The sequence below is a fragment of the Streptomyces incarnatus genome (assembly GCF_001027185.1).
GTDB classification, from domain to species: domain Bacteria; phylum Actinomycetota; class Actinomycetes; order Streptomycetales; family Streptomycetaceae; genus Streptomyces; species Streptomyces puniciscabiei.
Genome location: NZ_CP011497.1, coordinates 3,424,241 through 3,437,947, shown reverse-complemented (window position 1 = coordinate 3,437,947; position 13,707 = coordinate 3,424,241). Strand labels below are relative to the sequence as shown.

11 protein-coding genes and 1 riboswitch are annotated in these 13,707 nt (G+C 72.0%); of the genes, 5 read left to right on the top strand and 6 right to left on the bottom strand.

What is annotated here, in order from left to right; all coding sequences use genetic code 11:
• Positions 1 to 140: 140 nt before the first annotated feature.
• Together ABB07_RS15190 and ABB07_RS15185 are read right to left on the bottom strand one after the other, a co-directional pair.
• Positions 141 to 350, bottom strand: coding sequence for a hypothetical protein (locus ABB07_RS15190; RefSeq protein WP_208899225.1), 210 nt, complete (start codon positions 348 to 350; stop codon positions 141 to 143).
• On the bottom strand, positions 337 to 1,791 hold the full coding sequence (locus tag ABB07_RS15185) for a PspC domain-containing protein (protein ID WP_208899224.1): 1,455 nt from the start codon (positions 1,789 to 1,791) through the stop codon (positions 337 to 339). The genes ABB07_RS15190 and ABB07_RS15185 overlap by 14 nt, the downstream gene beginning before the upstream one ends.
• Before the next feature lie 211 nt (positions 1,792 to 2,002).
• Between ABB07_RS15185 and ABB07_RS15180 the strand changes: the two genes are divergently transcribed.
• Both ABB07_RS15180 and ABB07_RS15175 read left to right on the top strand, forming a co-directional pair.
• Positions 2,003 to 3,295: an ATP-binding protein gene (locus ABB07_RS15180; RefSeq protein ID WP_208899223.1), complete on the top strand. Its 1,293-nt coding sequence runs from the start codon at positions 2,003 to 2,005 to the stop codon at positions 3,293 to 3,295.
• Positions 3,292 to 4,035 carry a LuxR C-terminal-related transcriptional regulator gene (locus ABB07_RS15175; protein ID WP_208899222.1) on the top strand — a complete coding sequence of 248 codons (744 nt, stop codon included), beginning with the start codon at positions 3,292 to 3,294 and terminating at the stop codon, positions 4,033 to 4,035. The genes ABB07_RS15180 and ABB07_RS15175 overlap by 4 nt, the downstream gene beginning before the upstream one ends.
• A 17-nt stretch (positions 4,036 to 4,052) precedes the next feature.
• Here the strand turns inward: ABB07_RS15175 and ABB07_RS15170 are convergent, their stop codons facing one another.
• Positions 4,053 to 5,117, bottom strand: a complete 1,065-nt coding sequence (locus ABB07_RS15170) for a C40 family peptidase (protein WP_208903456.1) — start codon at positions 5,115 to 5,117, stop codon at positions 4,053 to 4,055.
• A gap of 584 nt (positions 5,118 to 5,701) precedes the next feature.
• On the opposite strand from ABB07_RS15170, the gene ABB07_RS15165 reads away from it, so the two are divergent.
• The gene (locus tag ABB07_RS15165; RefSeq protein WP_425264725.1) at positions 5,702 to 6,241 is read left to right on the top strand and encodes a hypothetical protein; all 540 of its coding nucleotides are present in this window, start codon (positions 5,702 to 5,704) and stop codon (positions 6,239 to 6,241) included.
• A 94-nt stretch (positions 6,242 to 6,335) separates the two neighbouring features.
• Positions 6,336 to 6,689 (top strand): hypothetical protein, encoded by a 354-nt coding sequence (locus ABB07_RS15160; RefSeq protein ID WP_208899221.1) that lies wholly within the window; start codon positions 6,336 to 6,338, stop codon positions 6,687 to 6,689.
• 3 nt (positions 6,690 to 6,692) lie between these two features.
• On the opposite strand, the gene ABB07_RS15155 is transcribed toward ABB07_RS15160, so the two are convergent.
• Positions 6,693 to 7,658, bottom strand: a complete 966-nt coding sequence (locus tag ABB07_RS15155; protein ID WP_208899220.1) for an SLAC1 family transporter — start codon at positions 7,656 to 7,658, stop codon at positions 6,693 to 6,695.
• 369 nt (positions 7,659 to 8,027) lie between these two features.
• Positions 8,028 to 9,203, bottom strand: a complete 1,176-nt coding sequence (locus tag ABB07_RS15150; RefSeq protein WP_208899219.1) for a C40 family peptidase — start codon at positions 9,201 to 9,203, stop codon at positions 8,028 to 8,030.
• 7 nt (positions 9,204 to 9,210) lie between these two features.
• Positions 9,211 to 9,380, bottom strand: a riboswitch (cyclic di-AMP (ydaO/yuaA leader).
• 211 nt (positions 9,381 to 9,591) lie between these two features.
• Between ABB07_RS15150 and pcrA the strand changes: the two genes are divergently transcribed.
• On the top strand, positions 9,592 to 12,084 hold the full coding sequence (gene pcrA, locus ABB07_RS15145) for a DNA helicase PcrA (RefSeq protein WP_208899218.1): 2,493 nt from the start codon (positions 9,592 to 9,594) through the stop codon (positions 12,082 to 12,084).
• A gap of 82 nt (positions 12,085 to 12,166) precedes the next feature.
• Here the strand turns inward: pcrA and ABB07_RS15140 are convergent, their stop codons facing one another.
• Positions 12,167 to 13,678 (bottom strand): M23 family metallopeptidase, encoded by a 1,512-nt coding sequence (locus ABB07_RS15140; RefSeq protein ID WP_208899217.1) that lies wholly within the window; start codon positions 13,676 to 13,678, stop codon positions 12,167 to 12,169.
• Between the last annotated feature and the right edge of the window lie 29 nt (positions 13,679 to 13,707).

Here is a 13,707-nt window from a genome sequence, read left to right as displayed (position 1 = left end):
GATCCCCCCCGGCCAGCGGATGCCCCGGCGACCGGACACAACCCGGCAACCCTGGCGCCGGCGACGCCCCGGCCACCGGACACCGCCCGGCCACCGGACACCCTGCGGCCCGCCGAACCTGGACCGCCGGCCCCCGACCGTCAGCCGCTCCTGGCGTCGCCCCGTCTGCGGATGCCCCGGGCCACGGCCGCCGTGGCACCGGCGAGGAACAGGCCGCCCACGACCAGCGGCACCACCGCGAACCACGGCGTCTCCCACAAGCCACCCGCGTCACCCGCGAAGACGACGCCGGTCGCGGTGAGGAAGAGCCCGGCGACCAGCCTCCCCGGCTGGAACTCATGACGCAGCACGATCGACCTCCACCTGTCCCGCACCGACCCTGAGCGTGAGGTCCAGCGTGCCGGTGTCCCCGGCGCCCTTGGCCGGCGCCAGCGTCACGTTCTTGAGCCTGCGCGGCTGCACGTCCACGTCCTTCCTGTCCTCCCCCGGCAACCGGATGTCGCCGACGCCCACCTCGATGTTCATCCGCACCCTCGCGTCCGCCGGCACGATCACCTTCAGCTGTCCCGCCCCCACATGGGCGTCCGTCGCGACCGTCCGCCCCGGGCCCGGACGCACCCGGCTCAGGTCCAGCGTGCCGCGCCCGGTGCCGAGGTCGTACGACGGCCGCACCTGCGCTGCCGCGGCGGGCGTCCAGGAGGTGTCTCTCCAGTGGGTGGTGATGTCCTTGGGCATGGCCGCCGCCCCGGCGAGCAGCGCCGCGGTGACGAGCGCCAGGAAGACCGTCCCGGCTCCCGTGCGGCCCAGGAACGCGCTGAGCGTGATGCCCAGGCCGAAGACGGCCAGCGCGCACGCCAGACCGGTCTGCAGACTCGTGCCCAGCGGGTGCGTGTCCCAGGTCAGACCGGTGCCCAGGCCGCCCGCCACCAGGGCGAGCAGGAACACCCAGCCACCGATCCAGCGCGGGCCACGCGGTCTCTCAGGCGCACTGGGCTGCGGCTGTATGGAGCCCTGGTGGCCGTGGTGCGTCCAGGGGGTGGCGATGCCGATGTCGATCAGCGAGGTGATGTCCCGGTCGCGGGCGTCGCCGGGCCCCCACAGATAGCCGGTGCCGCCGACATGGCTGCCGTCCTTGACGATCGGGTCCCGCCACCATGACGGGTAGGTGGCGACGACCGGCGGCGCCTGGGCCTCCGGCGGCGCGTCGGCGGCTGCCTGGGCGGCGAGCGGGTCGGGGTCGGTGGCGCCGCGGCGCCGCGACCAGTACCCGGCGCCCGCCAGCAGCAGGGAGAGCACCACCGCGAAGGTCAGCACCCCGCCGTTTCTCAGCATGGTCAACAGGCCCCCGCAGCCGACCAGGGCGAACAGCACGGCGGCGAGCGCCTGGCCGTCGACCCGGCCCGTCAGCAGCTTGCGGACCTCGTTGCCCTCCTCGTCCTCGTACGGCACCAGCAGCCAGGCGAAGCCGTAGAAGATGAGGCCGATGCCGCCGGTCGCGGACAGCACCGCCAGGGTGATCCGGAAGATCACCGGGTCCATGTCGGTGTGCCGGCCGAGGCCCGCGCACACGCCCGCGATCATCTTGTGCCGGCGGTCGCGCCGGAACCGGTCGGGGGCTCCGGCGGCGGGCTGCTCCTGCTCCTGCCGCTGTGCGTCGGCGGGTGTGCCGGCGCCGGCCGCTCCCTTCTCCTGCGTCGCGGCGGGTGCGGCATCCGTCGGTCCGGTGCCCGGGGCCGGGCGCGGGCCGGTGCCGGGTCCCGGACCCGTCGCGGCGTGCTCGTGATCCGTCATGCGTCCATGGTGACGGTCCGGCCGCCGCCGCGGCAGTCGGGACGACCCTGGCCGAACCCTGAAATCGGCCCTGAGACCAGGCGGGGAACCGTTCGAGCCGCATGCGGCCGCTCCTGCCCGGCGCTCCCCGACCCGGCCCCGAGGAAGATCAGGGGCGTCTCGGGGCCCGACCCTGATGCCTGGCCCCGCCGGGCATGTGACCATCGTTGGCATGCCGGAAGCCGCAAGCCTGCCAGTCGACGACCCGCGGCCGCCGCGCAAGCTCTACCGCAGCAGCGACGGACGCTGGCTCGGCGGAGTGGCGCGGGGCCTCGCCGGGCATCTCGGGCTGCCGGTCGTCTGGGTGCGGCTCGCCTTCGTCGGCCTGTTCATGGCCCACGGCTTCGGAGCGCTGCTCTACGCGGCGTTCTGGTTCTTCGTCCCGCTGGGCGTCGGCGGTGTCGGCGACCAGAAGCCGCCGTCGCTCGTCACCACGGAGACCGCGCCGGACGGCCGCCGCAGACTCGTGAGCCGCAAGCCGGACCGCGGCCAGATCGTCGCGCTGCTCCTCATGGTCATCGTGTCCGTGGTCTTCGTGAGCAGCGTCAATCTCGGCGGCGCGGCCAAGGTGTATCTGCTGCCCGCCGTCCTCGTCGCGGCCGGTGTCGCCCTCGTCTGGCGCCAGGCGGACAACGCCCGCCGGGCCCGCTGGGTCGAGGTCGGCCGCAGGCGGCGCACCCTCACCCTGCTGCGCGCGGCCGGCGGTGTCCTTCTCGTCACGGCCGGTGTCACCGCCATCTTCTGGCTGCAGGGTTCGGCCGCCCATCTCGGCGCGGTGCTGCAGGCGGCCCTCGCCGTCCTCGTCGGCATCACCCTCCTCGCCGGCCCGTATCTGGTCCGCATGACCCAGGACCTGTCCGAGGAGCGCCTGATGCGCATCCGCGCCCAGGAGCGCGCGGAGGTCGCCGCCCACGTCCATGACTCCGTGCTGCACACCCTCACCCTGATCCAGCGCAACGCCGACAACGCGGGCGAGGTGCGCCGCCTCGCCCGCGCCCAGGAGCGCGACCTGCGCACCTGGCTGTACAAGCCGGAGGGCACCGGCAAGGACGAGGCGGATGAGCCGGACACGGTCGCCGAGGCGGTCCGGCGCAGCGCCGCCGAGGTGGAGGACAAGCACGGGGTGCCCATCGAGGTCGTCATCGTCGGCGACTGCCCGCTCGACGAGAGGACCGGCGCGCAGATGCAGGCCGCGCGCGAGGCGATGGTGAACGCCGCCAAGTACGGTGGCGAGGGCGGCGCCGTACAGGTCTATGCCGAAGTCGAGGGGAGGACGGTCTTCGTGTCCGTGCGCGACCGCGGCCCCGGCTTCGACCTCGACTCGATACCCGCCGACCGCATGGGCGTCAGAGAATCGATCATCGGCCGCATGGAGCGCAACGGCGGCACGGCCCGGCTGCGGTCGGTGCCGGGCGGTGGCACGGAGGTCGAACTGGAGATGGAGAGGGCGGAGAAGACGTCATGAGCGACGCGACCGAGGCGAACGGCACGGCGGGCACACCCGAGGGGGCCGGGTCCGGGGCTGCCGACGGCGGCGCGGGCGGACGGCACGTACGGGTGGTGCTGGTGGACGACCACCGGATGTTCCGCACCGGCGTCCAGGCCGAGATCGGGCAGACCGCCCAGACCGGCGTCGAGGTGGTCGGGGAGGCCGCGGACGTCGACCAGGCGGTCACCGTCATCACCGCCACCCGGCCCGAGGTGGTCCTCCTCGACGTGCACCTGCCGGGCGGCGGTGGCGTCGAAGTGCTGCGCCGGTGCGCGGCGTTGATGGCGGACACCGAGCGGCCCGTCCGCTTTCTCGCGCTGTCCGTGTCGGACGCGGCGGAGGACGTGATCGGGGTGATCCGCGGCGGTGCCCGCGGCTATGTCACCAAGACCATCACCGGCACCGATCTGGTCGACTCCATCTTCCGCGTCCAGGAGGGCGACGCCGTCTTCTCCCCGCGCCTGGCCGGGTTCGTCCTGGACGCCTTCGCCTCCACCGACGCCCCGCCCGTGGACGAGGACCTGGACCGCCTCACTCAGCGCGAGCGCGAGGTACTGCGTCTGATCGCCCGGGGGTACGCCTACAAGGAGATCGCCAAGCAGCTGTTCATCTCGGTCAAGACGGTCGAGTCCCATGTCTCGGCGGTCCTGCGCAAGCTCCAGCTGTCCAACCGCCATGAACTGACCCGCTGGGCGACCGCGCGCCGGCTGGTCTGACCCGTACGGCCCGGCCCCTAGACCACCCGGGTCGCCCCCGCGAACGGCATCAGGTCGATGGGGGCCAGCCGGACCGGTGCCGAGGGGTTCGGGGCGTGGATGATCTGCCCGTTGCCCACGTAGATGCCGACGTGGCTGATCCCGGAGTAGAAGAACACCAGGTCACCGGGCTGAAGTTCGGAGCGGGAAACGCGCCGGCCCGCGTTGATCTGGGCGTAGGTGGTGCGGGGCAGGGAGATGCCGGCGGAGCGGTAGGCGGCCTGGACCAGTCCCGAGCAGTCGAAGGCGTCCGGGCCGGCCGCGCCCCACACATAGGGGCTGCCGAGCTTGGCGTAGGCGTAGGCAAGGGCCGCCTCGGCGCGCGCGTTCGGGGCGTCGGCCGATCCGGCCTGCTGCAGCGCGTCCCGGGGGCCCGAGGCCGAGCGGGAGGCACGACCGGGCGCCCCGCCGTCACCGGCCACCTCGGCCCGCTGCTGCGGAGTGAGCCGCGCCAGCAGCCGCCGGGCCTCGTCCAGCTTGCCGGTGATGGTCTTCTTCTGCTGTCGCAGCTCGGCCTGCCGGGACCGCAGCGACGTCAGCTCGATGCGTGCCGCACCCCGCAACTGCTCGATCTCCCGCAGCTGTTCACGCACCCGGGACACGGCGGCGGCCTGCCGGTCACCGGCCCGCTCCACGAACCCGGCGTTGTCCAGGTACCGGTCGGGGTCGCCGGACAGGGCCAGCTGCCAGGTCGGTGCGAAGCCGCCCTCGCGGTACTGCGCCGCCGCGAACGAACCGAGTGCCTCCCGGGCCGAGCTGAGCCTCTGCTGCTTGCGGGCGGTCTCGTCCCGCAGCGCGTTCAGCCGCCGCTGCGCCGTGTCCGCCTTCTCCTTCGTGCCGTCGTACTTCTCGGTCGCGGTCTCGGCCTCCTGGTACAGCTTGTCGACCTGGGCCTTCACCTGCGCCGGCGTCAGCTGTGGCTCGGCGTGTCCCGTCCCGTCGAACCCCGCCGCTGTGGCCGCCCCCGCCAGGGCGATCGTGGCGGCCGTCCGTGCCGTAGGGCCGCCCATCGAGCGTTGCCGGGGCTTGCGGTGCGCTGCCACCTGGACCGTCACGTCCTTCCGTACGACTCGCACGACCGAGCAGTCCGTGCGTCCGGCGGCGGCCCGCACAGGGGAAACGGGCCACCGCCGGACCTTTCTCGGCGGTGGTGGCCGACGGCCGCCCCTGGCCCGGGCGGTGGTGGGGAGCCGGTCACCTGGGGGAGGACGCTAGGCCCGACTGTGACGAGTGGGTAACGCGGTGTACGGAACTGGTCCCGACCGACCGGGAGGTGACCGGAAGTGACCGCATGACCGTTCTGGAGTCGTTGGCTTCACGCAGCGTGGTGACCGAAGCGCGCAAAGCGGGACGCGCAGGAGGCGTGAGGTGCTATGGGGCGCATATATGCAAGATCGCCCGCGTGCTCGCCGGCCGCTGCGGCCGGGGTCGGTGAACCCAGCCCGTTCGCCATCGAATCCAGCCGTTGCGGCGAGGCGCACGGTTCCGTCAGCCCCATCGTCCCGGAGGATGACGGCCCTTCCGCCGTCTGACCGATCCCGCCGCACAGGCCTCGTGCAGGCGGCTCATCCGCGTCCGCCGCGCAGGCTGACGCCAAAGCATCGGGAGGCGCGTGAGCATGAGTCCCATGAGCATTCAGCCGTCCGCCACTCCCGCCACACCCTCGCCGACGCCACCCCGCTGGGCCGTCCGGGCCGCACACCTGACCACCGTGGTGGTCCTGCCGAGCGGTCTCTGGCGCATCGCCTTGGTGCTCGGATGTCCCGCCGGTTACACAGAGACGGGCTTCAGGACCTTCGACACGTTCGGGGCCAAGGTGTGGATGCTGACGCTCAGCGTGCTCTGCGAGCTCGCCGCCTTGCTGACGATCGGCCTGGTGCGGCCGTGGGGCGAGGTTGTCCCGCACTGGATACCGCTGATCGGAGGGCGGAGGGTTCGTCCCATGGCCGCCGTCGTCCCTGCCGCCCTCGGCGCTGCGATCCTGACCGTGATCTGGGCCGATGTCCCCTGGTGGTGGACGTATGCGCACGAGGACATGACACCCACCGGAAACCTGGTCGTCGGCATTCTCTACCAGCCGTTGGTGCTCTGGGGCCCACTGACCGCGGCCGTCACGATCTCCTACTACCGCCGCCGCTGCGTCCGGGTTCAGCCGGTCGACGGTTGAGCCGGCCGTTCTTCATGGGCCGACGGCTGACGCCGGACTTCTACGGCACCCTGCCGTCTCTGGGGCTGCTGCCGACGAATTAGGCTCCGGGCCCATGGACGCACTCATCCATCTCTTCGTCGGCCTGCACATCATCGGCATCGCCGCGCTGCTCGGCGGTTTCCTCACCCAGATGAAGGCGATGGGCCAGGGCACGGCCCAGTTCGTGCCCGGGATGCTGCACGGCGCGCTGACCATGCTGGTCACCGGTGTGGCCCTGGTCGGCCTCAACCAGGCCGACGACCACCACGTCAACACCATCAAGATCGGCGTCAAGCTGGCCCTGCTGATCGTGATCCTCGGGCTGGTCTACGTGAAGCGTGACGAGGAGAGGATCGACAAGGGCATGTTCGGAGTGGTCGGCGCGCTGACCACGGCGAACATCTTCATCGCCGTCCTGTGGACCTGACGGTCATCCGTCCCTGCCGCCGGCGCGGGCCGCGAGCACCGCACCGGCGGCGACCGCGAGCCACACCACCGCCGCCGCCCACAGCAGCACCCGTCCCGGCCGGTTGAGCCACGGGACGCCGAGGGCGGTCGCGACGGCCAGCGTCGCCACCGCCGTCATCCCCATCGGGAACACCGTCGCCCACCGCAGCTCGTGGTAGCCGGGCCGGGGCCGCGCCGCCTCGGCGGCCAGCAGTACGACGTACCCGACCAGGTCCAGCACGAGCAGCACGACTGTCATATTGCGCAGCACGCTCCGTTCGCCGTTGTCCCACAGGTACATGCCCGTGTCCCCGGCGACCATCAGGTTGGCCCCCGCCAGCGCCGAGATCGCCAGTGCACCGCCCGCGATCCAGTGGTCGCCCGCCCCCTGAAGCACCTGCCGTGCGTCGAAGTGGGCCAGCGCCAGGCCGTAGAGCACCAGCCCCAGCCAGAACAGCACCAGCGCGGTGTGCGCGAGCCATGCCGTGCGCTCGGCCGCGGCCAGCGTGGCGGCCAGTACGGCGAGCCCCTCCGTGGCCACACAGCAAAGGAACACCGAGCCCGCCATGCGCGGCCTCCAGTGCCGTACGACCAGGACCAGCAGCACCGGCCAGAGCAGCGCCGCGAGCGCCAGCAGCGCCTCGGCGGGGGTCTGCCGGCCCAGCGCGGAGATCCGGGTGCCGAGCACCGTGGTCGCGGCGACGGAGGTGAGCGCGCCAGGGCTCGCCGACTCGGACACCCAGCGCCGCCGCTCGCCGACCAGCCGCACAGCGAAGTCGGCGGCCAGCGCGGCCCAGGCGACACACGCCATCGCCAGCACGACCCGGGAGACCGTCTCGGCGCCGGTCATGTGCAGCCCCACCGACAGCACGCCGGTCGCCATCACGGCGGCCCCTGCCGCGGGGGGCCGCCCCGCCCACCACGCGAGCAGACCTGAGATGCCGGGCATGCGCCCGATGCTAGGGAGCCGAGGGGCCCCGGCCCGGAAGGGCACGCGCGCGTGGAGACCAAAAACGCCGGTACGCGCGCGTGGGCGGGACTCAGCGACCCGTGCCGGGAGGAGCAGGGCGCCGGGCACTCCGCGCATGGCGCGGGCGGGGCTCAGCGACCGTGCCGGGAGGAGCAGGGCGCCGGGCACTTCGCGCATGGCGCGGGCGCATCCGGCGCCCTCGGCGCGGATCCCATGACTCCCAACCCCCGCACGCCCACGCGCGCGTGGGCGTGGAATGCTGCGGCACCGTGCCTGGACATGCAAGGCGGTGGCACGCACGCGTGCAGCGGGACGGACCGGGGCCCGCGCCCGGGTCACGAGGGGCGGTCAGCCCGGGCGGACCACGCTGTGGATGATCGACTCGCCGCCGTAGTAGATCGACTCCTCGCGGACGTACGCGCCCGGCTTGGGGGCGTGGATCATCATGCCGTTGCCTATGTAGACGCCGACGTGGCTGATGTCGTCGTAGAAGAAGATCAGGTCGCCCGGCCGCGCGTCGGCGAGCGAGACCGTGGTACCCGCATTGACCTGGTCGTACGTGGTGCGCGGAAGCGTGACGCCGGCGGCCTTCCAGGCGGCCTGGGTGAGGCCCGAGCAGTCGTAGGAGTCGGGCCCGGTGGCGCCCCACACATACGGCTTGCCGATCTGCGCGCGGGCGAAGGCGATCGCATTCTCGGCCTTCGTGTCGTACGAGCCGGATGTGGACCCGGTCGAGCCGGATCCCGTCGAACCGGAGGCGGACCCCGACCCCGACCCCGTGGACGAGGACGACGACGAGCCGGCCTGCTGCCGGGCCGCCTGCTGCTTGGCCAGCTCGGCCGCCTTGCGGGCCGCCTCCTGCTGCTTCTCCCGCTCGATGGCGGCCAGCCGCGCCTTCTCCTGGGCCGTCAGCTGCGACAGCAGCTCGCGCGCCGAGGCGAGTTTCCTCTGCACGGTGGCCTTGGCGGTCTGCAGGTCGTGCTGTGAGTCGGTCAGCGTCTGGAGGCTCTCCGCGGCCTCCCGGCGCTTCTTCATGGTCGCGGCCTGCTCGCCGATGTAGTCGTCGACCGCGCTCTTCTCCCGCGAGGTCAGCCGGTTCATCAGCTGGGTCTGGTCGAAGTAGTCCTGCGGGTCGTTCGCCAGCAGGAAGGTGGCCGTGCCGGGAGCGGCGGTGCCGGTGCGGTACTGGGCCGCGGCGAAGGATCCCAGCTCCTCACGGGCCGTGTTGAGGCGTGCGGTGCGCCGGGCGACCTCGTCGCGCAGGGCGTCGGCGCGGCTCCGCTGTTTGCCGGTGCGCTCCTTGGCCGCGTCGTACTTCTCGGTGGCCGACTCCGCCTGGCGGTAGAGGTCGTCGACCTTCTTCTCGACCTCTTCCAGGCTCGGCTTGGCGTGATCGGTTCTCGGGGCGGCCTCGGCGGTCTGCGAGAACACCGCCATGGAGGTGAGGGCGGCGGTGGCGAGGGCGGGGGTGCGGAGACCGGCTCCGGTGGTTCCGCCGGGGCGCGGCTTGCGGTGCGACGCCAAGGGAGGCGACTCCTTCCAATGGGCCGCCTACCGGGTTAGCTGTCGGGTTCGGGCGGCGGTTCGGAAGGGTTGCCCTACGGCGTCGTCCCGGGCGGGAGTCGGCCGATTCACCCCAGGATCGGTGGGTCCCCGGCTCCGGGCACCACGCGGGCGCACCGGACTCGGCGGAGGCCGCGCACGCGGCCTGACGGCAACCTAGCCAACTGGTGTGACTAGTGTGAAGGTTGGTGCGTGATATGTCCGATACATTTTCGTGATCTGGCGCTGAAATCACGTTCCCGTCATCGGCCGATTCCGCACGGTGAGTGGCTTTCCCGGGCGGGCTTCGGCGGCCATCTTCCCGGGACGGCGACCGGTTGTCGGTGGGGCACCCTAGACTCGGAGAGCGATGAGCAGCCTCTTTGACGACAGCTTCCTGGCGGACCTCCAGGCCCCTCGCGGGCACGAGGAGGAGCCCCCGCCGCCGCCCGAGGACGATCACGCTCCGGAGCCGCTTCCGGACGATCTGTTCGGCGGGAAGTTCGACATGCCGCCGGACCGGGACACCCACTACCGCGACGGCGCGCCCCGCCCCGCGATCGACTCGGCGGCGCTGCTGGAGGGGCTGAACGACAACCAGCGCGCGGCGGTCGTGCACGCCGGCTCCCCGCTGCTCATCGTCGCCGGCGCCGGCTCCGGCAAGACCCGCGTGCTCACCCACCGCATCGCGTACCTGCTCGCCGAGCGGCATGTGCACCCCGGCCAGATCCTCGCGATCACCTTCACCAACAAGGCCGCGGGCGAGATGAAGGAGCGCGTCGAGCACCTCGTCGGCCCGCGCGCGAACGTGATGTGGGTGATGACCTTCCACAGCGCGTGCGTGCGCATCCTGCGCCGCGAGTCGAAGAAGCTCGGCTTCACGTCGTCGTTCTCGATCTACGACGCCGCCGACAGCAAGCGTCTGATGGCCCTGGTCTGCCGCGACCTGGACCTCGACCCGAAGCGCTTCCCGCCGAAGTCCTTCAGCGCGAAGATCAGCAATCTGAAGAACGAGCTGATCGACGAGGAGGACTTCGCCGCCCAGGCCACCGACGGCTTCGAGAAGACCCTCGCCCAGGCCTACGCGCTCTACCAGTCGCGGCTCCGCGAGGCCAACGCGCTCGACTTCGACGACCTGATCATGACGACGGTCAACCTGCTGCGCGCCTTCCCGGACGTCGCCGAGCACTACCGCCGCCGCTTCCGGCACGTCCTGGTCGACGAGTACCAGGACACCAACCACGCCCAGTACGCACTCGTACGGGAACTCGTCGGCACGGCAGAGCGCCCCGCCGACGAGGGCGACACCCCGACCGGCGAGTACGACATCCCGCCGGCCGAGCTGTGCGTCGTGGGTGACGCCGACCAGTCGATCTACGCCTTCCGGGGCGCGACCATCCGCAACATCCTCCAGTTCGAGGAGGACTACGCGGACGCGACGACGATCCTGCTGGAGCAGAACTACCGCTCCACGCAGACCATCCTGTCCGCGGCCAACGCGGTCATCGAGCGCAACGAGTCCCGCCGCCCGAAGAACCTGTGGACCAACGCCGGGCAGGGAGCGCGGATCACCGGTTACGTCGCGGACACCGAGCACGACGAGGCCCAGTTCGTCGCCGACGAGATAGACCGCCTGGTCGACGCGGGCGAGGCCAGGGCGGGCGACGTCGCCGTCTTCTACCGCACCAACGCGCAGTCCCGTGTCTTCGAAGAGGTCTTCATCCGCGTCGGCCTGCCCTACAAGGTCGTCGGCGGCGTCCGCTTCTACGAACGCAAGGAGGTCCGGGACGTCCTCGCCTACCTGCGCGTCCTCGCCAACCCGGAGGACTCGGTGCCGCTGCGCCGCATCCTCAACGTGCCCAAGCGGGGCATCGGTGAGCGCGCGGAGGCGATGATCGACGCCCTCGCCCAGCGCGAGAGGATCAGCTTCCCGCAGGCGCTCAAGCGCGTGGACGAGGCGTACGGCATGGCCGCGCGCTCCACCAACGCCGTCAAGCGGTTCAACACGCTGATGGAGGACCTGCGTACGATCGTGGAGTCCGGAGCCGGTCCGGCCACCGTCCTGGAGGCCGTGCTCGAACGGACCGGGTATCTGGCCGAACTGCAGACCTCCACCGACCCGCAGGACGAGACCCGCATCGAGAACCTCCAGGAACTCGCGGCGGTGGCCCTGGAGTTCGAGCAGGAGCGCGGTGAGGGCGAGTCGGTGGGGCTGGCCGACTTCCTGGAGCAGGTGGCCCTGGTCGCCGACTCCGACCAGATCCCCGACGAGGACGAGGACGGCTCCGGAGTCATCACCCTGATGACCCTGCACACCGCCAAGGGCCTGGAGTTCCCGGTCGTCTTCCTGACCGGCATGGAGGACGGCGTCTTCCCGCACATGCGCGCCCTCGGCCAGACCAAGGAGCTGGAGGAGGAGCGCCGCCTGGCGTACGTCGGCATCACGCGCGCGCGGGAGCGGCTCTACCTCACGCGGTCGGCCATGCGCAGCGCCTGGGGCCAGCCGTCGTACAACCCGCCCTCCCGCTTCCTGGAGGAGATCCCGCCCACCCATGTGGACTGGAAGCGGACGGGAGCGACGGCACCGGTCTCGTCCGGTCCCGCGTCCGGGATCGCGGCCTCGCTGTCCTCGACCCGCTCGCGTTCCTCGGCGTCGGGCGCGTCCGGGTTCGCCACCCGGCGCACCTCGGAGAAGCCGGTGGTCGCCCTGGCCGTCGGGGACCGGGTCACCCACGACCAGTTCGGGCTCGGCACGGTCGTCGCCGTGAAGGGCACGGGTGCGAACGCGGAGGCGACGATCGACTTCGGCGACGCCAAGCCGAAGCGGCTGCTGCTGCGGTACGCGCCGGTGGAGAAGCTGTAAGCCGAAGGGGCCCTCGCCGGAACAGCGCGGGCCCCTTCCGGCATTCCTACGCCCCTGGCATTCCTACGCCGACGCGGGATTCCTACGTCGGGTCGAGGCCGTGGCTCCGCAGCCACGGCAGCGGGTCTATGGCCGCCCCGCCCGCGGGTCGTACCTCGAAGTGCAGGTGCGGGCCGGTGGAGTTGCCGGAGTTGCCGGAGTAGGCGATCGGATCGCCGGCCTTGACGACCGTCCCGGAGGCGACGCGGTAGCTGGACAGATGGCAGTACCAGGTCTGCGTACCGTCCTTCGCCGTCACGATCATCATGTTGCCGTAGGCGCTGTTCCACTTGGTGGTGACCGTGCCGTCGGTGGCGGCCATCACCGTGGTGCCGTAGGCGACGGGGAAGTCGATGCCCGTGTGCACGGACATCCAGTTCACGCCCGCCTGGCCGAAGTAGGCGCTGAGCCCCTTCTGCGTGACCGGCAGCACGAACTTGGGGCGCAGCCGCTCCTTGAGCGCGGCCGCCGCGGCGGCCTTCTTCTTCTCCAGCTCCTGCTGGTTCTTGAGGTCGATCCGCTCCTGCGTACGGCTCGCCCGGTCGGCGAAGTCATGGGCGCCGGCGGACAGGGTGTTGAGCTGGGTGTCCAGCTTGCTGTTGGCCACCGAGGCCTTGACCGCGTGCGCGTCCGAGGCGGTGGCGGTGGTGTCCTGACTGCCGTCGGTCAGCGCGCCGATCGAGGCGGCGGCGATGCCGGCGACGCCCATCACACAGGCCGAGGGCACGGCGACGGTCAGCAGCGCGGAGCGCTTGGCGGTCGTACGACGGCGGGAGCGCGCGGCGCTGCGCGAGCCGGCCCGGCGCGCGGGCGCGCGCTCCTCCTCGTCTTCCAGCAGGCCCTGCCCGGCGTGCGCCTCGTCCGGGGCGCCCGACTCCTCGTCCCCGGTGTGCTCTTCACCGAACGCGGTGCTCTCGTACGGCGCCTCGTCCTCGTACGGGGTCCGGTCGTACGGCGCCTGCGGGAAGGCCGCGGTCGCCTGCGGGTCGCCGACCTGGTCGAAGACGCCGGTCGGCTGCTGGCCGAACGGTTCAGCAGCGTGCCCGGCCTGTGCGGGCACGGCCTGGCCGCCGGAATTCCACTGCGTGGCGTCGAACGTGCCCGACTCGAAGGACTGGGTGCCCCACGACCACTGCTGGGTCGGGTCGGTGGCGCCGGACTGCTCGGGCGGCAACCACGCGCTCGTGTCCCACTGCCCGCTGACGTCGTTGCCCCTGGCCTGGGCCGGGATCGTCCAGGCGGTGGAGTCGTAGGCGCCGGAGTCGTAGGCGGCGTGGTGCTGGGCGGCGTACGGGTCGTAGTGCGGGGTCTGGCCGGTCTGCCACTGCGTGCTGTCGTACGAGCCGGTGCCCTGCTGGCCGGGCATGGTGCCGAAGAGCGGGTCCGTGGAGAAGGTGCCGGTGCCGTCCGGAAAACCGGTGGTGCCGTAGCCGCCGTACGTGGTGAGGTCGCCGTAGGGGGCTTCATACGTCCCGTACGGCGCGTAGTGCGCGGCGGAGGCGTCGGAAGCCGGGGCCGGGGTGGTCATGGTCCCCGACGGGTGACGGTCGTTCACCAACTTCTCTTTCGCCTCGACAACAGGGG